This is a genomic window from Paraburkholderia sp. BCC1876 (assembly GCF_902833695.1).
Classification (GTDB): Bacteria; Pseudomonadota; Gammaproteobacteria; order Burkholderiales; family Burkholderiaceae; genus Paraburkholderia.
The window spans coordinates 109207-131514 of sequence record NZ_CADFGI010000015.1; the positions used below are offsets into that span (position 1 = coordinate 109207).

Annotated in this window: 19 protein-coding genes; 5 read left to right on the plus strand and 14 right to left on the minus strand. The window is 63.2% G+C overall.

The features are described 5' to 3' along the window. Positions 1 to 17 precede the first annotated feature (17 nt). From HWY05_RS34775 to pilM, 7 genes are all read right to left on the minus strand, one after another. Positions 18 to 1184 carry a deoxyguanosinetriphosphate triphosphohydrolase gene (locus tag HWY05_RS34775; RefSeq protein ID WP_244146777.1) on the minus strand — a complete coding sequence of 389 codons (1167 nt, stop codon included), beginning with the start codon at positions 1182 to 1184 and terminating at the stop codon, positions 18 to 20. 116 nt (positions 1185 to 1300) lie between these two features. Beyond that, complete coding sequence (gene aroB / locus HWY05_RS34780; protein WP_035554797.1) at positions 1301 to 2386, minus strand: 3-dehydroquinate synthase; 1086 nt, start codon at positions 2384 to 2386, stop codon at positions 1301 to 1303. Further along, positions 2386 to 2937, minus strand: coding sequence for a shikimate kinase (locus HWY05_RS34785; RefSeq protein WP_035554795.1), 552 nt, complete (start codon positions 2935 to 2937; stop codon positions 2386 to 2388). Before HWY05_RS34785 ends, aroB begins: the two co-directional genes overlap by 1 nt. 106 nt (positions 2938 to 3043) lie before the next feature. Further along, entirely contained in the window at positions 3044 to 4585 is a 1542-nt protein-coding gene (pilQ, locus tag HWY05_RS34790) for a type IV pilus secretin PilQ (protein ID WP_244146778.1), read from the minus strand. 347 nt (positions 4586 to 4932) lie between these two features. Further along, a complete protein-coding gene (locus HWY05_RS34795; protein WP_176061177.1) occupies positions 4933 to 5853 on the minus strand; it encodes a hypothetical protein in 921 nt (306 codons plus the stop codon). Then, the gene (locus HWY05_RS34800; RefSeq protein WP_244146776.1) at positions 5850 to 6641 is read right to left on the minus strand and encodes a fimbrial assembly protein; all 792 of its coding nucleotides are present in this window, start codon (positions 6639 to 6641) and stop codon (positions 5850 to 5852) included. Before HWY05_RS34800 ends, HWY05_RS34795 begins: the two co-directional genes overlap by 4 nt. Beyond that, the gene (pilM, locus tag HWY05_RS34805; protein WP_035554791.1) at positions 6638 to 7630 is read right to left on the minus strand and encodes a pilus assembly protein PilM; all 993 of its coding nucleotides are present in this window, start codon (positions 7628 to 7630) and stop codon (positions 6638 to 6640) included. Before pilM ends, HWY05_RS34800 begins: the two co-directional genes overlap by 4 nt. Before the next feature lie 252 nt (positions 7631 to 7882). On the opposite strand from pilM, the gene HWY05_RS34810 reads away from it, so the two are divergent. Continuing rightward, positions 7883 to 10279, plus strand: a complete 2397-nt coding sequence (locus HWY05_RS34810) for a penicillin-binding protein 1A (protein ID WP_035554789.1) — start codon at positions 7883 to 7885, stop codon at positions 10277 to 10279. A gap of 105 nt (positions 10280 to 10384) precedes the next feature. Here the strand turns inward: HWY05_RS34810 and cyaY are convergent, their stop codons facing one another. Further along, on the minus strand, positions 10385 to 10702 hold the full coding sequence (gene cyaY, locus HWY05_RS34815; protein ID WP_035554787.1) for an iron donor protein CyaY: 318 nt from the start codon (positions 10700 to 10702) through the stop codon (positions 10385 to 10387). Positions 10703 to 10737: 35 nt separating this feature from the next. Between cyaY and HWY05_RS34820 the strand changes: the two genes are divergently transcribed. Both HWY05_RS34820 and lysA read left to right on the plus strand, forming a co-directional pair. Then, entirely contained in the window at positions 10738 to 11085 is a 348-nt protein-coding gene (locus HWY05_RS34820; protein WP_176061178.1) for a lipoprotein, read from the plus strand. Between the two features lie 9 nt (positions 11086 to 11094). Then, entirely contained in the window at positions 11095 to 12357 is a 1263-nt protein-coding gene (gene lysA / locus HWY05_RS34825; RefSeq protein WP_035554783.1) for a diaminopimelate decarboxylase, read from the plus strand. Between the two features lie 112 nt (positions 12358 to 12469). On the opposite strand, the gene msrQ is transcribed toward lysA, so the two are convergent. From msrQ to HWY05_RS34850, 5 genes are all read right to left on the minus strand, one after another. Next, positions 12470 to 13162 (minus strand): protein-methionine-sulfoxide reductase heme-binding subunit MsrQ, encoded by a 693-nt coding sequence (gene msrQ, locus HWY05_RS34830; RefSeq protein WP_035554781.1) that lies wholly within the window; start codon positions 13160 to 13162, stop codon positions 12470 to 12472. A gap of 18 nt (positions 13163 to 13180) precedes the next feature. Then, positions 13181 to 14176, minus strand: coding sequence for a protein-methionine-sulfoxide reductase catalytic subunit MsrP (gene msrP / locus HWY05_RS34835; protein WP_035554779.1), 996 nt, complete (start codon positions 14174 to 14176; stop codon positions 13181 to 13183). 168 nt (positions 14177 to 14344) lie between these two features. Next, a complete protein-coding gene (gene ccsB / locus HWY05_RS34840; protein ID WP_035554777.1) occupies positions 14345 to 15562 on the minus strand; it encodes a c-type cytochrome biogenesis protein CcsB in 1218 nt (405 codons plus the stop codon). Positions 15563 to 15566: 4 nt separating this feature from the next. Then, positions 15567 to 17780, minus strand: coding sequence for a cytochrome c biogenesis protein ResB (locus tag HWY05_RS34845; RefSeq protein WP_176061179.1), 2214 nt, complete (start codon positions 17778 to 17780; stop codon positions 15567 to 15569). 116 nt (positions 17781 to 17896) lie between these two features. Beyond that, on the minus strand, positions 17897 to 18550 hold the full coding sequence (locus tag HWY05_RS34850) for a c-type cytochrome (protein ID WP_035554772.1): 654 nt from the start codon (positions 18548 to 18550) through the stop codon (positions 17897 to 17899). Between the two features lie 279 nt (positions 18551 to 18829). On the opposite strand from HWY05_RS34850, the gene yihA reads away from it, so the two are divergent. Next, complete coding sequence (gene yihA, locus HWY05_RS34855; protein ID WP_035554769.1) at positions 18830 to 19483, plus strand: ribosome biogenesis GTP-binding protein YihA/YsxC; 654 nt, start codon at positions 18830 to 18832, stop codon at positions 19481 to 19483. A gap of 248 nt (positions 19484 to 19731) precedes the next feature. Continuing rightward, positions 19732 to 20730 carry a porphobilinogen synthase gene (hemB, locus tag HWY05_RS34860; RefSeq protein WP_035554768.1) on the plus strand — a complete coding sequence of 333 codons (999 nt, stop codon included), beginning with the start codon at positions 19732 to 19734 and terminating at the stop codon, positions 20728 to 20730. 209 nt (positions 20731 to 20939) lie between these two features. Here hemB and HWY05_RS34865 read toward each other — a convergent pair whose 3' ends face one another. Next, positions 20940 to 22232, minus strand: coding sequence for a PDZ domain-containing protein (locus tag HWY05_RS34865; RefSeq protein ID WP_176061180.1), 1293 nt, complete (start codon positions 22230 to 22232; stop codon positions 20940 to 20942). Positions 22233 to 22308 lie beyond the last annotated feature (76 nt).

Genomic DNA, 22308 nt, shown 5'->3' on the forward strand with positions numbered 1-22308 from the left:
CCGGCGCCGTGTCGCAATCAGTTGTCTTCGATCACGAACAGCCGCTGATACTCCTTGAGCGCATACCGATCCGTCATCCCCGCGATGTAATGCGCGATCAGACGGGCTTGTTGCGCTCCGTCAGCGGAGAGGTAACCCGGCGGCAGCAGCCGCGGATCTTCCGTGAATGCGTTGAACAGACCAATCACGACGCGCCGCGCCTTGTTGGCCATCCGCATCACGCGGTAATGGCGGTACAGGTTCTTGAACAGAAAACGCTTGAGCACCGCGGCCTGCGCGGCGATCGCTTCGCTATGCGCGACCAGCACGGGCGCGGCACGCACCGCGTCGAGCGAAGTCGGCGCGTAGCGGACCAGATTCAGCCTGGTCGTATCGATCAGATCGACGATCAGCGTGTTGATGATGCGCCGCACCGTCTCGTGAATCAGCCGGCGCCCCTCGATCTGCGGAAAATCGCTGCGCGCCGCCTCGTAGTGCGTCTGCCATAACACCACTTCGGCGAGTTGCTCGACCGTGATCAGGCCCGAACGCAGGCCGTCGTCGACGTCGTGGTTGTTGTACGCAATCTCGTCGGCGACATTGGCGATTTGCGCTTCGATAGAGGGCTGGCGGCCTTCGAGAAAGCGCTCGCCCAGCGCGCCGAGCCGTCGCGCGTTTTCCCGCGAACAGTGTTTGAGAATCCCCTCGCGCGTTTCGAAGCACAGGTTCAGGCCGTCGAACGCGCCGTAGTGCTCCTCCAGATCGTCGACCACCGCGAGACTTTGCAGATTGTGTTCGAAGCCACCGTGCTCGCGCATGCATTCATTCAACGCGTCCTGACCGGCATGGCCGAACGGCGTGTGGCCCAGATCGTGAGCCAGCGAAATCGCTTCGACGAGGTCTTCGTTGACTCGCAGATTGCGCGCCACCGAGCGCGCAATCTGCGCCACTTCGAGGCTATGCGTGAGACGCGTGCGAAACAGGTCGCCCTCGTGATTCACGAAGACCTGCGTCTTGTATTCGAGCCGGCGGAACGCCGTGGAGTGCACGATGCGGTCGCGGTCGCGCTGGAATTCGGTGCGGGCGCTGGGCGCGGCTTCCGGATAACGGCGGCCGCGCGACTGCGCCGAATGCGCCGCGTACGGCGCGAGGTGCGCTTCGAGTGATTCCTGGGTGAGCACGCCGAGCGCCGCCGTGCCGGCCAGCTCCGCAGGGTCGTGCTTTACATCGTCGCTGCGCCTGTCTGTCACCGGGTTCTCCGAAACATAAACGGCGCCACGTGACGCGGGTGCGTGATACTTTGCCCGGCTAGCCGCCGTCGTTAGATCGCGGCAGCCAGCGTGGCCTGCACCTCGTCGTCGGGCGCCTGGGTGATCAGCGTCTCACCGAAACGCTTCAGCAGAATGAATTTGATCATGCCGGCTTCCGCCTTCTTGTCGACCTGCATGAGTTCGACATAGCGCGACTCGCCGAGCGCAGGCGCCCGGGTCGGCAAATGCGCGGCGACGATCACGTCGACCAGGCGTTTGCGCGCGGTCTCGTCGAGATAGCCCATGCGGACGGACAGATCCGCCGCCATCACCATCCCGCAGCCGACTGCCTCGCCGTGCAGCCATTCGCCGTAGCCGAGCCCGGCTTCGATCGCGTGGCCGAAGGTGTGACCGAAATTGAGAATCGCGCGCAGTCCGCCTTCACGCTCGTCCTGCGCCACCACCGACGCCTTGATCTCGCACGAGCGTTTGACCGCCTCGATCAGCGCCGCGGGCTCGCAGGCGTTCAGCGCCGCGACGTTCGCTTCGATCCAGCTGAAGAAACCGGCGTCGGCAATCGCGCCGGTCTTGATCACTTCGGCGACGCCCGCCGCCAGTTCGCGCGCCGGCAGCGTGCGCAACGCGCCGATGTCGGCGATCACGGCTTGCGGCTGGTAGAACGCGCCGATCATGTTCTTGCCGAGCGGATGATTGATGCCGGTCTTGCCGCCCACCGACGAATCCACCTGCGACAGCAACGTTGTCGGCACCTGAATGAACGGCACGCCGCGCATGTAGCAGGCCGCGGCAAAACCCGTCATGTCGCCGATCACGCCGCCGCCCAAAGCGATCAGCGTGGTCTTGCGATCGGCGCGCGAGCCGAGCAGCGCGTCGAAAATCAGGTTCAGGGTGTCAAGGTTTTTGTACGCTTCGCCATCCGGCAAAACGACCGTGGAGACCTGCTTGCCGAGCGGCGCGAGTGCGGCGCGCAGCTTGTCGCCGTAAAGCGGCTCGACGGTGGTATTCGTGACGATCGTGACCGAACTACCGGCAATATGCGGTGCGAACAATGCGGTCTGGCCGATCAGATCGGCACCGATATGGATGGGGTAGGCGCGCTCGCCCAGTTCGACATTGACGGTAATCATACGGTCCATTATGACGCAGGGTGTTTGGCGACGCCGACCATCTCGAGCTGCATCAGAACCATGTTGACGAGGCCGTTGACCGAAGGCCGGCCGGTTTCGATGACGAAATGCGCGCATTCCCGATATAACGGATCGCGCACTTCGTAGAGCGCTTCGAGACGCGCTTTGGGGTCTTCGGTTTGCAGAAGCGGGCGATTCTTGTCGCGCCGGGTGCGCAACCAGAGGTCATGCGGATTGGCTCGCAGGTAGATCACCACGCCGCGATTTTGCAATGATTCACGGTTTTCCGGCCGCAGCACCGCGCCGCCACCGGTGGCCAGCACGATATTTTCGCGCCCGGTGAGCTCGGAGATCACGCTCGCCTCGCGCTCGCGAAAGCCCGCTTCGCCCTCCAGCTCGAAGATCACCGGAATGCGCGCGCCCGTGCGCGCTTCGATTTCGTGGTCGGAATCGAAGAACGGGCGATCGAGACGGCGCGCAATGGCCCGGCCCACGGTGGTTTTTCCTGCCCCCATGAGCCCTACAAAAAATACATTGGCGTGTGCGTCCCGCGCTTGCAACGGTGTCCTCTGGCTAATCCGGTATAGGTCGTGCCGCAGCTTACTGGCAAAGCGGCTGCCTTGTCGAGCCTGCGCGCCGCCGCTGGAGAGCGGCGGCGCCATGCCCCTAATTTATCTGAACGACGCGCGGCGTGATGAAAACCGCCAGTTCGCTGCGCTGGTCGCGATGTGCCCGATGGCGGAAAAGCGCCCCCAAAAGCGGTATTTTGCCCAGGAGCGGCACCCGCGTCACATCGTCCCGGTCGTCGGTTGCGTAAATTCCGCCGATCGACACCGTACCACCATCCTCGACTTCGACCCGCGTTTGCACGTGTTTGGTGTTGATCGCGGGTCCGGCGTCGGTCTGTTCGCCGACGCTGTCTTTGGCGACGTCGAGGTCCAGCACGACCCGGCCGTCGGGCATGATTTGCGGCTCGACCTCGAGTTTGAGCGTCGCGCGACGGAACTGCACGCCCGACACGCCCTGCCCCACCTTCGCCTGGTACGGCAGCTCGGTGCCCTGCTCGACCACCGCCTTCATCCGGTCGGCCGTGACGACCCGCGGGCTGGAGACGATTTCCCCGCGGCCGTCGGCTTCCAGCGCGCTCAGTTCGATGTTCAGAAGCCGCGTCGCGGCGGCCGCGAACAGCGTCAGACCGGCGGTCGCGGCGTCGAAACCGGCGATGGGCCGCGCCGACAGATCATAAACCGCGCCGTCTTTGCCGCCGGTCAGGCCACGCGCCGAGCCGTCTTCGCTCGTGGCGGCCATCGAAAGCCGCACGCCGAGATTGCGCGAGAACCCATGTTCACCCTCGACGATCCGCGCTTCGATCAACACCTGGCGGGTCGGCCGGTCGACGGAGCCGAGCAGCGCCGCGATCTGCGCGAGGCGCGCCTCGAGGTCGGTCACGAACAGCAGGTTGGTGCGCGGATCGGCGGTGGCCGCGCCGCGTTTGGACAGCACGCGCTGATTACCGGAGCCGGTCAGCAGGCGGCGCACGTCCTCGGCGCGCGCGTAGTGCAACTGGAACGTGCGGCTGGCGAGCGGTTCGAGATCGGCGCTGCGGGCATGCGCTTCGAAGCGTTGCCGCTCACGCGCGGCCAGATCGGCCTGCGGCGCGACCCAGATCACGTTGCCGTGGCGTTCCATCGCGAGGCCGTTGACGTCGAGCAAGGTGTCGAACGCCGTGCGCCACGGCACCTTGTCGAGCCGCAACGAGACGGCGCCACGCACTCTTTCGCTCGCGACGATGTTCAGGCCGGTGAACTGCGCGAACGCGTTGAGCACGGCGCCCAGTTCGGCACGCTGGAAGTTCAGCGAGATCGCTTTGTCGTCGGCCGCAAGATTGGCGTCGGCGGCGGTTTTCGGGGCGTCGCTGAGGCGTGGGAGCGGCGGTAGCGGTGTGGGTGGGCCTTCAAGTGCGGAGGCCGAAGCGGCGTCTCGGGTTGTAATTGAGGGTTGTGTGGGCAGTGGGGAAGCGCCGGCTGCGTCCGTGGCACCCATGCCGTCGACGCCGCCAGTCGCAGCGGACGCAGCCGCCTTCGACGCATCCGTCGTCTCCGCCGAATCATCGCGAAACGGGTTCGGCACTTCGACGGCAACCTCGCGCGGCAACGGCGGTGCGTTGTGCGACGTGTCCGGCAACGCGACCGCGTCGTCCGGCAACATGTAGTCGGGCAGCGGCGGCAACGGCGGCGTCGAAGCCCGCGCGGCACCGACGCTCAACGCCGAACTGACAACCAGCCCGAGATACGCGCGACGCCCGCGCCGCAGCCTGCACGCGAGCAGTGAGCGAGACGCGCCTGCTTCCCACCCGCCAGTGGATGGTGCGCAGGACACTCGACCGCCGCGAGATACGTGAGATACGTGAGATACGTGAGATACGTGAGATACGTGAGATACGCGAGACACGCGAAATACACGAGGCAGGCGAGCCCCGCGCAAAACGCACGCTCCCGTCGCCACGCCCATACCCCAACACGACCGCGCAATTCGCGCCAATTTTTCCGCGCTCATCATGAAGCCTCCGTCAGCGACAGCGTGCGCGTCTCATCACCTCTGGCGAGCGTGATCCCGAGCGCGTCGAGCCTCGTGACGCGCTCGGCGCCGATCAATTGCCCGGCCACGACCGTAGTCGCGCCATCCGCCGTATCGAGCAACGCCAAACCACGCGTGCGATCGCGCAGCAGTCCGACGAGTCGTAACGGCGAAGCATCGGACACACCACCTGCGGCGAACATCTGCGGCGGCGAGAAGGGATCGAAGAACACGAGGTCCTCGTCATCGTCCGAATCGAGGCTTGCGTCGACGAACGCGTCCGCGGACGTATTCAACGGCGCCGGCCGCAGCGCGCTGAACATATTCAGCGTCGCGTTCACCACGAGCGACGCGGCATCGCGTTTCACCGTCACGTCGACTGGAACGGTCAGCACCGGCAGATCCGACAGCCCACGCAGAAACGCCATCAGGTGGATGAAATCGGTGCGTGCGGTGAACTGCAGCGGGCGCATGCTTTCGGCGCCCGCACCACTGGCGGCGCCAGGTTCCAGGCTCAATAACGTGACGTCGTTCTGCGCGGCCAGTTCGGAGACGATGCGCACGTCGTCCGCCGAGGTCCATGACGCGCTTGAACGCACCGCGCCCAGCGCCGCAACCTCGCGCCGCAGCGCGGGCAACTGCGCGAGGGAATGCCGCGCGTCAGCCAGGCGTCGCACGCTCGCCGCCAGCGCCGACCGGCTCGCATCGACTCCAGAGAAATCAGCCACGATCCAGCCGTGCGTGCCGAGAGCGAAAACCATCGCGGCAATCAGCAAAGCAACCACCCAGCGGCGACGTCTGCTCCACGCATAGAACGGCAAGCGCGCACGCTTTATCCAATGCGTGAGGAACGGCCGCACGCTGGCCGCGCCGCCAAACTCAACGAATGTCGTGCTCATTTCACACCTCTCGATAGGTCGGACTTAACAGGAAGGGATGACGCGAAGGCCGTCTTGCCGGCTGTCTTCAACACCGCATCGTCCCAACGCAAATGCGCACCGAACTCGACCGGGCCAGACACGCCAGCGCCAGCGCCAACACCAAGGTCAGCGCCAGCACCCGCGCGCCCCGTGGCCCGCGTCGCCGAGCTATGCAGGTCGCTCACCTCCGCGCCTTTCACGCCACGAATGCCGCTCAGGCGTTTGAGCCACGCCGCCGAAGCCGCATGTCCAGCCGATGTCGCCAGCATTTGCGTCTCGTGTTCACGCTGACGCATCTGCTGCAACACCACGCCCTCGCCCGGCTCGGAACTCAGCGCATCGATCAGATCGCGCAAATGCGTGAGCGGGTTGGACAAACGCCTGGCATGAGCGGTGTTTTTGCGTTGCTCGTCCCGCGTGCGCAGCAACGCCGCGTTCTCCGCGAGCGGCGCACTCAGACGCGTGAACGATTGATCGATCGACGCCCGCCGCGCATCGAGCTGCATGCGCTCGAACGCCTGCCACCCGATCAACGGCAGCACGGCGGCGCAGCCGGCGAATGCGGCGGCAGTCCATTCAAGCAGCCGACGCCGACGCGCAAGCCGGGCATTGCGCTGCCGGTACGGCAGCAGATTGAAACCACCGAGCCACGACCGCACGAAGCGCACACCGCGCGAAGAAGAAGGCGAAGGCGAAGAAGAAGAAGAAGAAGAAGACGAAAACACCGGCGGATGCGAGCCCGCTCCCAGCAACAGACCGCCCATCATTCGAACACCCCGCGCAACGCCAGCCCGAACGCCACCGCGCCCTCCGGTTCGTGCAACAACGCGTCGGTCTGCGGCCGCTCGAGGTCGCCGAGCAGCGCCAGGTCGAAGGGCAGTACAGGGCAGCTCAACACATCGGCGATATCCACCATCGAAAAGCCCACCCCGTCGAGCAGATCGACTTCGCCACTCAGGAACGCGCAGCGAACTGCGGCGTCATGACCCAGGTCGCGTAACGCATCGGCGAGATCCGTGTGTTCGGGCGCCGGATAACGCATCTCGCGAACCAGACAGTCTTCGACGAAACGCCATCCGTACACGCCGTCCGTACCGATCCACAGCGCGATGTACGACTCGTGCGGATCGAGTTCGTGACTCGCCGCATAGCGCATGGCGCGCAGGGCCGCTTGCGGCTCGCCGTCGATGGCGGTCAGCGAAATGCCCGCCGCCGCCGCGCATTCCATACGCGCCTCGAGATGCTGTCGCGCGGTCGCGGCAATCGTCACCGAGCGGCTCGCGCCGGGCCGTTCGTCGACGTACCAGTCGACCGCCAGCGCATGCCGTTCGAGCCCCGCGATCCGCTCGACCTCGTTCATCACCGCCGGCTCCAGTTCGGCCAGTTCATGGCCGCCGTCTTCCGCGCAGCCGCTTTGCGCGGCAAGCCGCGCGAGCGACACCGTGGTCATGACCGTGGCCGACGCGGGCACCGCCATCGCGCAACGCAACGCTTGCACGGCACACGCGCGCGGCAGACCGGCGAACGCTTCGCGCAACGCGCGCGCCACCGCATGCCGGTCGGCGATCTCGGTGCCCGCCATTGCGCCCGGCGCGAGCGGCACGGTCGACACGTACTCGATATTCAGTGCCGAAGCCGGCAACGCGCGATGACTGATCACGACCAGACGCACGCTTTGCGAACCCACATCGATCCCTGCGGCGAAACGAAGCGAGCCTGCCTGCAAGACCTCAAACCACGATTTTTTTACCGTCATATGCCCTCCCTCAGACTCGCGCTGCGAACCATTCGAACGCGAGTAACGAGGAAGAATTGTGCGCAAGCGCAGCGTCGAGCGACACTCAGCCGAATGGCTAACGTTGCGTGACGCACGCCCCACGCGGCATCAAAGCGTCTACAGTGAAGTCAATCCCGCGTGGCGCGCAGGCTTATCGGGCAACACCCGTAAGCCGGCCGAAAGCTGAAAACCGAGGCGGCTATAATCGCGGGACTGTTTTTTGGTGCCACTATGCAATCCACGTCTCCTACGTCCCCGCCGCCCGCGCCCCAGAAGCGCAAACGCCCGTTGTGGCTCAAGCTCGTCATCGGCTTTGTCGGTCTGATCGTCGCAGGCATTCTGTGCGGACTGCTGGTGCTCGGCTATGCGCTGGTCGTGGCCACGCCTAACCTGCCGTCACTCGATGCACTGACCGACTACCGGCCCAAGGTGCCGCTGCGCATCTACACGGCGGACCACGTGCTGATCGGCGAATTCGGCGAAGAACGGCGCGACATCGTCCATATTCAGGACGTGCCCGATAGCCTGAAAAAAGCGGTGCTCGCCATTGAAGACGCACGCTTCTACGATCACGGCGGCGTCGATCTCACCGGTATCGCGCGCGCCGGTATCGTCGCGCTGACCAACGGCCATGCCACGCAGGGCGCCAGCACGATCACCATGCAGGTGGCGCGCAACTTCTTCCTGTCGAGCGAGAAAACCTACACGCGCAAGATCTACGAGATGCTGCTCGCGTACAAGATCGAGTCGAAGCTGACCAAAGATCAGATTCTCGAGGTGTACATGAATCAGATCTATCTCGGGCAGCGCGCGTACGGTTTCGCGAGCGCGGCGCGGGTGTACTTCGGCAAGGATCTGAAGGATCTGACGCTGGCCGAGTCGGCCATGCTCGCGGGTCTGCCGAAGGCGCCGTCCGCGTATAACCCGGTGGTCAATCCGAAGCGCGCGAAGATACGTCAGCAGTACATCCTGCAACGCATGGTCGAGCTGCACTACATCACCCAGGAACAGTACGACGAAGCGAGCAAACAGCCGCTCGTGGTCAAGGGCGCGGGCAAGGAATTCAGCGTGCACGCGGAGTACGTCGCGGAAATGGTGCGGCAGATGATGTATGCGCAGTATCGCGAAGAGGCCTACACGCGCGGCCTGAACGTGGTGACGACGATCGATTCGGCCGATCAGGACGTCGCCTACCGCGCGCTGCGCAAAGGGCTGATGGACTACGAACGGCGTCACGGTTATCGCGGTCCGGAGGCGTTCATCGATCTGCCGTCCGACGCCGACGACCGCGAACAGGCTATCGACGACGCGCTGCTCGAACATCCGGACAACGGCGAGATCATTGCCGCGGTCGTGACCTCGGCGAATCCGAAACAGGTGCAGGCCGCGTTCATCGACGGCAATATCGCGACCATTCAGGGCGACGGCCTGCGCTTCGCGCAAGCCGCGCTCGGTCCGCGCGCGCAGCCGAATCAGCGGGTGCGGCCCGGCGCGATCATCCGTCTGATCAAGAACGACGACGGCAACTGGTCGATCACGCAATTGCCGCAGGTGGAAGGCGCGTTCGTTTCGGTGATCCCGCAAGATGGTGCGATTCGCGCGCTGGTCGGCGGCTTCGACTTCAACAAGAACAAGTTCAACCACGTGACCCAGGCATGGCGTCAGCCGGGTTCGAGCTTCAAGCCGTTCATCTATTCGGCGTCGCTCGAAAAGGGACTTGGACCGGCCACCATCATCAATGACGCGCCGCTCTTTTTCAGCGCCGCTGAGACCGGCGGCCAGGCGTGGGAGCCGAAGAACTACGGCGGCGGTTTCGACGGCCCGATGACCATGCGCACCGCGCTGCAGAAGTCGAAGAACCTGGTGTCGATCCGGATCCTGAACCAGATCGGCACGAAGTACGCGCAGCAGTACATCACGCGTTTCGGCTTCGACGCGGATCGTCACCCCGCCTATCTGCCGATGGCGCTCGGCGCCGGTCTCGTCACGCCGCTGCAAATGGCGGGCGCGTTCTCGGTATTCGCCAACGGCGGTTATCGCGTCAATCCGTATCTGATCGCCGAAGTCACCGATCAGCGCGGCATCGTGGTCGCGCACGCGCAGCCGCTGGTGGCCGCGCAAAGCGCGCCGCACGCAATCGAACCGCGCAATGCGTACGTGATGAACAGCCTGCTGCTGAGCGTCGCGCAACGCGGCACGGGCGCGAAGACCAATGTGTTGAAGCGCACCGATATCGGCGGCAAGACGGGCACGACCAACGATTCGCGCGACGCGTGGTTCGCCGGTTATCAGCACACGCTCACGGCGATCGCGTGGATCGGCTACGACAATCCGCGTAGTCTCGGCGACCGGGAAACCGGCGGCGGCCTGGCGCTGCCGGTGTGGATCGAGTACATGAGCCGCGCGCTCAAGGGCGTGCCGGAGTACAAGATGCCGATGCCGGCAGGCATCACCGAAATCGGCTCGGAACTGTATTTCGACGACTTCACGCCGGGCAACGGTTTCGTCTCGACGGTCGGTATCAGTCAGGCCGCGCTCGACGCCGACGCGAGCGCCGCATCGGCCGCGCCCGAGCAGGTCGGAGAACAGGAAAAGCAGGACATCATGAATCTGTTCCGCGGGCACTGAGGCCGTTTCTTCCCGGCTTGCTGGTTTTTAGGCCGCCAGAAATGCAAAAACCGCCGCGTTCGATACGCGGCGGTTTTCGTTTACGCAGTCAGCTCGATTGCGCGCTTACGCTTCGAAGTGAACCGGTTCGCCAGCCTGTTGCGTCGCGTACTCCGACAACGCGGAGAAAAACTCCGTGCCGTTGCGGGTATCGCGCCATTCGCCGTCGATAAAACGGAAGTGAAAGCCGCCCGCTTTCGCGGCGATCCAGATCTCGCTCATGGGCGGTTGCAGGTTGACGATAATCTTCGTGCGATTCTCGAATTCGAGGGTCAGCACGTTGCCGCTGCGCTCGAGTTCGATGTCGGCGGCGATGTCGTCAACCGCGCGTTCGATGGCGGCTAGCGCGGCTTCCGCGCGGGTCAGGTAATCACTATCGGACATGCTAAACTCCATCGATTATTTATTCAGGGACAGTCATGCGAGTCGTATCTCGGATGCGCGCGGGGGCGCCCGGCCGCGCGATTGTAGCGGGTTTAGCCATTCTCGCAGGTTGTGCACTGGCCGGCTGCGGACAACGCGGTTCGCTCTATTTGCCGACCGTACCAGCGCTCCCGGCCAAGCCGACCGATCGCACGCAAGCACCGCCGGCCGCTACCAACCCCACAGTGACACCGGGCACGCCAAGCGCCATGGGCGAAGTGCCGGACACGTCGGGCTCGCCGCTCTCGCTGGCGCCGGAAACCGAACTCGCCACGCCGCCCGCTTCCGCTGCCTCCGCTACGGCGGCACCGCTGCCTGCCTCTGCCGCCACACCCGTTCAATAAGACTTTCGCATGACTCGATCCGCATTTGACTACGTCGACGGCGTGCTGCACGCAGAAGGCGTATCCGCCGTCTCCCTCGCCGAGCAGTTCGGCACGCCGCTGTACGTCTATTCGCGCGCCGCACTCACCGCTGCATGGAACGCGTATGCGGGCGCTTGCGCCGGCCGTCGCGCGACCGTGCACGTGGCCGTCAAAGCCAATAGCAATCTTGCGGTGCTGAATGTGTTCGCACGACTCGGCGCGGGCTTCGACATCGTGTCGGGCGGCGAACTCGCGCGCGTGCTGGCCGCCGGCGGCAAAGCGGAAAACACCGTGTTTTCCGGCGTCGGCAAGCATGCGGACGAAATGCGCGACGCACTCGCGGCCGGCGTCAAATGCTTCAACGTCGAATCGATTCCCGAGCTTGATCGTCTGAATGCGGTGGCTGCGGCAATGGGCAAGAAGGCGCCGGTTTCGCTGCGCGTGAATCCCGACGTCGACGCGAAAACGCATCCGTACATTTCCACCGGGCTGAAGTCGAACAAGTTCGGTGTCGCGTTCGAAGACGCGCGCGCCACGTATCAAGCGGCTGCGGCCATGGCGAATCTCGAGGTGGTCGGTATCGACTGCCATATCGGTTCGCAGATCACCGAAGTCGCGCCTTATCTGGACGCGGTCGATAAGGTGCTGGAACTGGTCGAGCAGATCGAGCAGGACGGCGTGAAGATTCGCCACATCGACGTGGGCGGCGGTCTCGGCATTACGTATGACGACGAAACGCCGCCGGAAATCGGCGAGTTCGTGCGCACGGTGCTGGATCGTATCGAAGCGCGTGGTCACGGCCATCGCGAAGTGTATTTCGAGCCGGGCCGTTCGCTGGTCGGCAATGCGGGCGTGCTGCTGACGCGCGTCGAGTTTCTGAAGCCGGGCGCGGAAAAGAACTTCGCCATCGTCGACGCGGCGATGACCGATCTCGCGCGTCCCGCCATGTACGAGGCCTATCACGCCATCGACCCGGTACTGAAGCGCGACGTGCCGGCTCATGTGTACGACGTGGTGGGTCCGGTGTGCGAAAGCGGCGACTGGCTGGGTCGTGAGCGCCTGCTCGCGGTCGAACCCGGCGACCTGCTGGCGATTCGCTCGGCCGGCGCGTACGGCTTCGTGATGAGCTCCAACTACAACACCCGTCCGCGTGCGGCCGAGGTGATGGTGGATGGTACACAGGTGCATCTGGTCCGTGCACGCGAAGAGGTCAAGCAGTTGTTTGCGGGTGAAACGATCTTGCCGGCGTAAACGTCGGCGTCGTTACGATATAAGTCACAAGCAATGAAAAAGGGCGATGCCGCGAAACGGCATCGCCCTTTTTCTTTCGGCGCGCTTTGCTGATGAACGTGAGGCTCGCCGGTTATCGCGCCTTCACTCTCCGCTCGCGCAACCATACGATCAACCGCCAGCCCAGCAGCGCCACCATGATCGCGCCGTAGATCTTCGGCAAAACCAGATCGTGTTTGCCCGCCTTCATCCACCAGAAATGCAGGATCGCGAGCGCGCCGATCGCGTAGATCGAACGATGCAGCATCTGCCAGCGTCGCCCGAGCTTGCGCACCATCGCGCGCGGCGACGTCACGGCCAGCACAATCAGCAACACGAACGCCGCGAAGCCTACGGTGATGAACGGCCGCTTGCCGATGTCCTTCAGAATCGCGGCGACGTCGAACCACTTGTCGAACCAGAGGTAAGTGGTGAAATGCAGCGTCGCGTAGAAGAACGCGTAGAGCCCGAGCATGCGGCGAAAACGCACGAACGCGGCCACACCGGTCAACTTGCGCAACGGCGTCACCGCCAGCGTGATGCAGAGGAACACGAGCGTCCATAAACCCGTGGAGCGCGTGATGAACTCGATCGGATTGGCGCCGAGCCGATCGGTCACGCCGAACAGCACGATGCGCGCGAGCGGATACCACGCGGCGATGAACACCGCGATCTTGGCGGGCACGATCCAGCGCGCGCCGCTCGCGGGACGCCTTGACGCCGTTGAAGCTGAACGCGCCGCCTTGCGTGGTTCGGTCTGAGTGACAGGTTGCGTATCGGAAGCCATATCGTCGAAGCCGTTCGCTCAAAAATTCTTCTTCAGGTCCATGCCCTGGTACAGCGACGCGACCTGATCGCCGTAGCCGTTGAACATCAGCGTCTTGCGCTTGGGCGTAAAGAACCCGTCTTCACCGATGCGCCGCTCCGTCGCCTGACTCCAGCGCGGATGATCGACATTCGGATTCACATTCGAATAGAAGCCGTATTCGTTCGTCGCGTACGTGTTCCAACTGGTCTTCGGCTGCTTGTCGAGGAAGCGGATCTTCACCAGCGACTTCGCGCTCTTGAAGCCGTATTTCCACGGCACGACGATGCGCACGGGCGCGCCGTTCTGATTGGGCAGCACCTGGCCGTAAAGCCCCATGGTCAGCAGCGTGAGCGGATTCATCGCCTCGTCCATGCGCAGACCTTCGGAGTAAGGCCAGTCGAGCACCGGCGTCGACAGTCCCGGCATTTGCGACGGATCGGCCAGCGTAATGAACTGGACATACTTCGCATTGCCGGTCGGCTGCACGCGCTTGATCAACTCGGCAAGCGGCACGCCGATCCACGGAATCACCATCGACCAGCCTTCGACGCAGCGCAGCCGGTAAACGCGCTCTTCGAGCGGCGCGAGCTTCAGCAGTTCGTCGATGTCGTACACCTTCGGATTCTTGATCTCGCCCTCGACGCTCACCTTCCACGGATGCGGCCGCAGCGTTCCCGCGTTTTGCGCGGGATCGGCTTTATCGGTGCCGAACTCGTAGAAGTTGTTGTACGTGGTGATGTCCTTGAACGGCGTGATCTTGTCGAGCGCGACGAATTTGGCGTTGGTCTTCGCCGCCAGCTTCTGCGCCTTCGGATCCGGCGATGAGTACGCCGCCAACGCCTCGCCATTCACGCCGATCAGACTGCCGAGCGCCATCGCGCCGGCCGCCTGCAACACGCGCCGCCGATTCTCGAATACGCGCCGTGGCGTGATTTCGCTACGCGCGATATCGTCGCCGCTAAGTTGAATTCTGTCGCTTCGCTTGATCCACATCGTGCAACTCCTTGCCGGTCCGCCACCGGGTTGTTCGGGTATCTGTCCTGCCACTCCGTAGGTACTCTCAGAGCGAACACCCTGGATGCAGCAAATATTCCGCCAGCCATAAAAAAACCGCCGGTGCGAAGCACGCGGCGGTTTTTAGTCGGCTCGGAGCGGCAGATCTTACAGCTTGCCGTAACTATGCAAGCCCGACAGGAACATGTTGACGCCGAGGAACGCGAAGGTCGTCACCAGCAGGCCGGTCAGCGCCCACCATGCGGCAACCGCGCCGCGCAGGCCCTTCATCAGGCGCATATGCAGCCATGCCGCGTAGTTCAGCCAGACGATCAGCGCCCACGTTTCCTTCGGGTCCCAGCTCCAGTAGCCGCCCCAGGCTTCCGCGGCCCACAGCGCGCCGAGAATCGTCGCGATCGTGAAGAACGCGAAACCGACGGCGATCGACTTGTACATCAGGTCATCGAGCACTTCGAGCGGCGGCAGACGGTCCGCCAGCACGCCACGCTCTTTCGACAGATACGCGACGCCGACCATGGCCGACAGCGCAAAGCTGCCGTAACCGATGAAGTTCGCCGGCACGTGGATCTTCATCCACCAGCTTTGCAGCGCCGGCACCAGCGGCTGGATCTGCTGCGCGTCGCGCGCGACCGAGTACCACATCAGGAAACCGACGGCCGCGCCGATCACCAGCAGTACGAACGCGCCGAGTGCGCGGGTGCTGTAGTGCTGCTCGTAGTACAGATAGAACAGCGCGGTGATCAGGCTGAACAGCACGAACACTTCGTACAGGTTCGAGATAGGAATATGGCCGACGTCCGCGCCGATCAGGTACGACTCGTACCAGCGCACCATCAGACCGACGAAGCCCATCAGCACCGCGGCCCACGTCATCTTCGAGCCGATCGCGGCGCCGGTCGGCGAGCGCGACAGCAGCCCGATCCAGTAGAACACGGTGGCGAACACGAACAGCGCGCTCATCCACAGAATCGCGGACTGGCTCGACAGGAAGTACTTGAGGAAGAACGCGCTATCCGCGCGACTCAGGTCGCCGTGGTAAATCTGAATGGCCAGCAGCGACAGCGCCGCAATACCCACCATCAGCGGACGCACCGGTTTCCAGCGCCAGCCAAGCACCATGAACACCGGCACCGCGCACACCAGCACCAGCTTGTCGTAGTAATTCATGAACGGGTGATAGCGCGACAGCGCAAACCCGGCGCCCGCGACCATCGCGACGGCAAACAGCCAGTCGACGACGCCGAGCCGTTTCAGGAACGGCCGCTCGTCGTATTGCGCGACATTCAGCGCGTTGAACGACTCTTCCGCGCTGACCTTTTTCGGGCGTGCGGGTGAGGAGGAGGAGGAAACCTGAGTCAAGTCCATGATCTTACCGGGTCGAATCTTGTGAGCTTGCGGACGGCGCGCCGGGATGGCCGGGCTTGTCGGAGCCGCCGGATGCTTCAGTGAGTTTGGCGCCCAGTGCGGCGCCGACAGCGTCGCGCGTCTGGACGAACTCTTTCTCGAAGTCGAGCGTTTTACGTGCGCTCGACATGGCCATCACGACATTCGTGCCGCGATCGGTGTCTTTGAGCCAGAACCAGAGGCGCCGTTCGCGGACGTAGAACATCGAAAAGATGCCCAACACGAGAAGCAGGCTGCCAAGATACACGACTTTTTTGCCCGGCGCGCGCGTCAACTGAAATACCGAAGCTTGCACCTGCTTGAATGAGTCGAGCTGTAAATAGACCGGCGAACCATACAGAAAGCTGTCGGAAATCGCGTTGATCGAGCTCTGGATGAAACGGCTCGCGTCCGCATTAGCCGTCGCTGCGGGCTCGCCGAGCTGATGGCGGGACAGTTGCCACAGATCCCAGGTGGAGCCTTCCAGCATGCGCAGCAGCAGACCAGCGGCTTTTTCCTGCTCGCCCTTCGGCACCGAATGGTCGATAAACCCGGCGATCGCCTGGAAGCCGCCGACCAGTTGGCCGTTGGGCAGCTTGATGCTGTTGTCCGCGCCGGCAAAGAGGGTCAGCACGCGCAGCGCGCTTTCTTCGAGGTGCTGCTGCAGTTCCGTGTTCGAACCCGGCACCGAGCGCAGCGCGAAGCTGTGCGCGGCCGCGGCGCGCATGGCCGGATCTTCCAGCGTGGCGCGCAGGTTCATCCATTCCTTGACCGTGCCGCCGCTGTCGGCGGGAATGCGCAGGTAGCGGAACGGATCGTCCGGATTCACGCGCATGCCGGCGAGGAACATACGCTCGCCGGAGACGTCCACCGGCAGCATGTAGTTGTTGTACTCGCGCGCCTGACCGTCTGTGTCGCGCACCTTGTACTGCACCGACGGGCCGACATTGTGCAGGTCGAGCGGCTTGGACGACTTGGCGCCGGAGCCGAGCCGTTCGTCGAACGCCTCTTTCAACGTGCGATGGGCGGCAACGCCGCGCGCATCGTTCTGGCCGCTGCCGTTCGACACGTTTTCGACGTTGATCGCGCGGAAATCGGTGAACTCCACCGTCTTGCCGTCGGCCAGCGGCGTAGCCGTGCTCAACGGCGCATTGCCGCCGATCGTGCCGCCGAACGGCGCGGTCTTCGCGCTCGCGCCGCTCATTGGGTACGCGGTCATCTGCATCTGCGAGCCGCCGTCCTGGAAGCTCGACTGATAGATCGATACGCCGTCGTAAGTGAATGGTTTGTTCACTTCGACGCGCGCCGGCACCCGGGCGCCGGTCTTGTGATCGACGACGACGATGTCGCTCGCGAACAGCTTCGGCATGCCCGTCGAGTAATAGTCGACGATGAACTTGTTCAGCTCGATCGAGAACGGCAGGTCCTGGATCAGCGAGCCGTCCGGCTGATTCAGGATTGCCGTGGATACGTGCTGCCCTTCCGGCACCCACGCATAGCCGCGAAACGTCGGGTTGGACTGCGACATGCGGTGTTCCGGCGGAATGTCGTTGATCACCGTGTTGGCGCGAATCGGCGACTTGTCGAACATCCACATTTGCAGCTTGATCGGCAGATTGCTGTCGAGCAGACCGCCGAGGCAGATCACGACGATCGCGACGTGAGCCGAGATATAACCGAACTTGGTCAACGCCCCGCGCTTCGCGGCGATCAGCGTGGCGCCTTCCGACTCACGCGTGACGAATTTGTAGCCGAGCTTGGCCGAGAGCGTGGCGAGCACCATCGAGGTCTGCGCACGCGTGCCGTTCACCGCGAATTCGCCCTTGTGATGGAACGCGCGCAGGCTGCCTTCGCGAACCTTGTCCTTCCAGCTCTTGGCGTCGGCGACCATCTTCGGCGCATTGCGGATCACGCACAGCGACACCGACACCATCAGGAAACCGAGAATCAGCATGAACCACCACGAGCTGTACACCGTGTACAAGCTCAACGAGCGGAAGATGTCCGCCCAGAACGGGCCGAACTGATTGACGTAGTTGGGATACGGATCGTCCTGCGTGAGAACGGTGCCGATGATGCTGGCGATCGACAGAACCACGAGCAACGAAATAGCGAAACGCATCGAACTCATTACTTCGATGACGTTGCGCGCAATACGATTGCCCGACTTCGACTGCAAACCCGACGTGGTGACGCTCATTCATACTCCGACTGAACAGCAAAAAAGGGTGAAGGGCTGTCGTAGGCACGACGCCCCCACCCTTTTCTTGTTTTGTACCGGCCTCGGCGGGCCGGTTGCATTTGCGTGCGAACCCTTTAATGCAGGCCCGCGATGTAATCGGCGACTGCCTTGATCTCACTATCCGACAACCGTGTGGCAATGGCATGCATTGCCTCATTGTTGTTGCGTGCGCCCGGACCCTGCGTGAACGCCAGCAACTCCGTTACCGTGTACTCGGCCCATTGCCCCGACAGACGCGGATACTGCGACGGAATCCCCTGACCGGTCGGGCCGTGGCAACTCGCGCACGCCGGCACACCCTTGTCCGCGATACCGCCGCGATAAATCTTCTGACCGAGCGGCACGGTGTCTTTGTTGTGCGCGTAGCCGGGCTTAGGCGTCTGCGTCGAAAAATAGGCGGCGACGTTGACCATGTCCTGATCGGACAGCGCGGCCGCCATGCCCGCCATGATCGCATTGTTGCGTGCGGGCTGCTTCGCGCCTGCCTGGGTCTTGAAGTCTTTGAGCTGCTTGACGAGATATTCGGGATGCTGGCCCGCCAGCTTTGGATACGCACCGCCGGCGCTGTTGCCGTCTGCCCCATGGCATGACGCGCACACCTGCACCGCGATTGCCTGCCCCCGATTGATGTCCGGTTTTGCCGGATCTGCTGCTCGTGCCTGAATTGCCAAACCTGAAAGACCTGCCGCTACATGAAGCACCATCAGAGTCTTGCTCAGTCGATTCATTCGCACACCCTGTCTCGTCTTGTGGGATTTTTAGAGAGTCCCCATGGGGACTTTCTTCGGGGCGGAAAACCTGGGACAGCCCAGCGTTTTCTTGAAGATTTTGCAAACTACGACAGCGACCGACAGACCCGTGAAGAGCCGCCAAGGCACGCGGGCTGGCCCCCTCAGGTTTTCAGTAAACCATCGTATTGTACAATAACTCGCTAATCGCTAAGACGCCAGTCGGGCTTGACCCGTCCCCACTCCGGGTTCCCCGGCGTCTCGAATACCGGCCTGATCATGTCCTTCCTGCTCCACCAATCCCGCTTTTTCACGACCGTCAATCATTTACGTGATCTGCCGGCCACCGCGCAACCCGAGATCTGCTTTGCCGGGCGCTCGAACGCGGGCAAGTCCACGGCCATCAATATTCTGTGCAATCAGAAGCGCCTCGCGTTCGCCAGTAAGACGCCGGGCCGCACGCAGCACATCAATTATTTCTCAGTGGGCAAGGAAGACGAGCCGACCGCGTATCTGGTCGACCTGCCGGGTTACGGCTACGCGGAAGTGCCGGGCGCGGCCAAGGCGCACTGGGAAGCGCTGCTGTCCACCTATCTGCAATCGCGCTCGCAATTGCGCGGCATGATCCTGATGATGGACTCGCGCCGCCCGCTGACGGATCTGGACCGCCGCATGATCGAGTGGTTCGCGCCGACCGGCAAGCCGATCCACACACTGCTCACGAAATGCGACAAATTGACGCGCCAGGAAAGCGTGAACGCGTTGCGCGCGACGCAGAAAGGCCTGGCTGAATATCGCACCGCCGGCTATCAGGGCGAGTTGACCGCCCAGTTGTTCTCGGCGCTCAAACGCGTTGGGATCGACGAAGCGCACGAGCTGGTTGAAAGCTGGCTTATCCCCAATGCGGCGGGCGAAGCGGACGCCGCGCAATAAGCTCTACGGGTGCCGGGAGCAAGGCCAGACGGCTTTTCCGGCCGCCCATAAAAAAACCCGCCGCTTTAACGGCGGGTCAAACAGCCTAATCGAAAAAACGACAGGCACCCGCTCAGGGAGGAGAAGCGGGGAGGTCAGCGCATGGCGCCTTGCTCGATCGGTATGATATACCATTGTCTCGAAAAGTTTCCGGGAGCGGAGGCAGGCGTTACTTGCCCACTCCACACATCCACGATCTTCGAGTCGATATGAGCTTTTATCCGCACTACCGTCCGCGCCGCATGCGCCGTGACGATTTCTCGCGTCGCCTGATGCGGGAAAACATCCTCACCACCAACGACCTGATCTACCCCGTGTTTGTCGTCGAAGGCACCAACGTGCGGCAAGCCGTACCGTCGATGCCGGGCGTCGAGCGCGTGTCCGTCGATCTGCTGATGGCCGTCGCCGCAGAATGCGTTGAGCTGGGCGTGCCCGTGCTGTCGCTGTTTCCGGCGATCGAACCTACGCTGAAAACGCCGGACGGCCGCGAAGCGACCAATGCTGCCGGTTTGATTCCGCGCGCGGTTCGCGAACTGAAGAAGCGCTTCCCCGAGCTGGGCGTGTTGACCGACGTGGCGCTCGATCCGTACACGAGCCACGGCCAGGACGGCGTGCTCGACGAAAACGGCTACGTGATCAACGACGAAACCGTCGAGATCCTCGTCGAACAGGCGCGTGTGCAGGCTGAAGCGGGCGTCGATATCGTCGCACCGTCGGACATGATGGACGGGCGTATCGGCGCCATCCGCGAAATGCTCGAGAGCGAAGACCATGTCCATACGCGGATCATGGCTTACGCGGCCAAGTTCGCCTCGGCGTTTTACGGCCCGTTCCGCGACGCCGTCGGTTCCGCCACGAACCTGGGCAAGAGCAACAAGATGACTTACCAGATGGACCCGGCCAATTCGAATGAAGCGCTGCGCGAAGTGCAAGCGGACATCAACGAAGGCGCGGACATGGTGATGGTCAAGCCGGGTATGCCGTATCTGGATATCGTGCGTCGCGTGAAGGACGAGTTCCAGTTTCCGACGTACGTGTATCAGGTGAGCGGCGAGTACGCGATGCTGAAGGCGGCCGCGCAGAACGGCTGGCTCGATCACGACAAGGCGATGATGGAATCGCTGCTGGCGTTCAAGCGCGCTGGCGCCGACGGCGTGCTGACGTATTTCGCGCTGGATGCCGCCAAGATTTTGCGCTCGCAGAAGTGAGTTGATGCGCTGCGCTTTGGGGCGTGAGGTAAGGCGGTGAAAAGAACGGAGGCGCGACTTTAAGGTCGTGTCTCCGTTTTTTTTATGGGGTTCTTGCGGGTGGCGAGAGAGGCGACCGCCGTGGGTGCCGTGGGTGCTACGGTGCCGCTGCAGCGAGGCGCTTGCCGTTGGTCGTGCGCGGGCTTCTTCGCCCAACCCCGATGCCCGTTTTAGTCAGCCTCCACCACGATCGCTTTGCGCTCGACACTCAATTCCAGTTGTTTGGTCTCCCGCTCGATTCCCAGCTTCACAGTGGTAGCCGGCTGACCTCGAATCAACGCGGTGATCTGCTCGAGCGACATCGCCGCCGTGGACTGGCCGTCGATGCTCGTGATGCGATCGCCAGCCTTCACGCCGGCGAGTTGTGCCGGCGCGCCGGGAATCACTGCGCGCACCAGCGCGCCCGTGTCGCTCACCGGCTTGGCAATGCCAATCCCGATGCCAACCAGCGATTGCGTCGCCGCCGGCAGACGCAGCCATTTGTCGGGCATACCGCTGTCGCAGTTGGTACACCGCAGCGAGCCGTCCGCCTCACGCTGGAAGCGAAACAGCGGCTTCGCAGTCGACGCGCATCCCCGTGCCTGCGACGTATCACGCAGCACCAGGCCATGCTCGCTCTGGCAGGCACGCAACGTATTGGGCATGGCGGGCAACTGCGGACCGACCAGAATGCCGAATGACACGTAGGCAATATCGCCCTTCACCACCACCGCCGGCTGCGCGGGTTCGAGCAGTTGCCCTTTGCGCCAGGCGTCCCACGCCGTTTTCAGATCCGGATAGAGCGACGCCACGTAGGTGCCGTTCAACGGGCCATTCGGATTCGTGGCGTGTTCGCGTAATCCGGGCGGCAGGACGATGCTCGGCAGGTATCGCGGCGCGGCGTCCTCGCCTCGCAACTGGCCATTGCTAAACGTGAGCATGAACAACTTGCCGTCACGTTCGGCGAGGGCTTGCCCTGATTCGTCGAAATCGCCGATCGCGTCGTAGCTCGGAGACTTTGCCGGACGGCCATCGCTCTGGACGAAACTGATTCGATCGTCTTTACCCACCTGAATCAGGCCGATGGTGCCGAGCGTGCCGGTTTTAACGCTTTGATACGCGAACGGCAGCACGACTGTGCCCGTTTTCGCGTCCAGCAATCCGTATTGCGAGCCGAGCCGGGCCTCGGCGAGATCGGGGAAATTATCGTGTTGTTCGATTTCCAGATCGTCGTAGCCGGTGGCATTGAGGGACCTACCGTTCTGGTAGAGGTAGTACTTGCCGTCGCGCTGGATCACTTCGGACGTGGAAGTGGTTGCGGATGGAGTTGCACTTTGCGGCTCGGTTGATTCGCTTGCGGCGAAAACGTGAGACGTGAACAGCGCCTGCGTCAGCAGAAGGGTGACGATCAGAGTCCCGGCGGCTTTGGATGAGTTCTCGAAGCGGTTGTCACGCTTGGCGTTGTTCGTCTTCGTCGGTCGCACCGGTTCGTCCTTTTTTAGGGTGACGCAGTTGCTTTCTTTTGCTGACGTGCTGACGTGCTCAGATTCTGCGTGATGC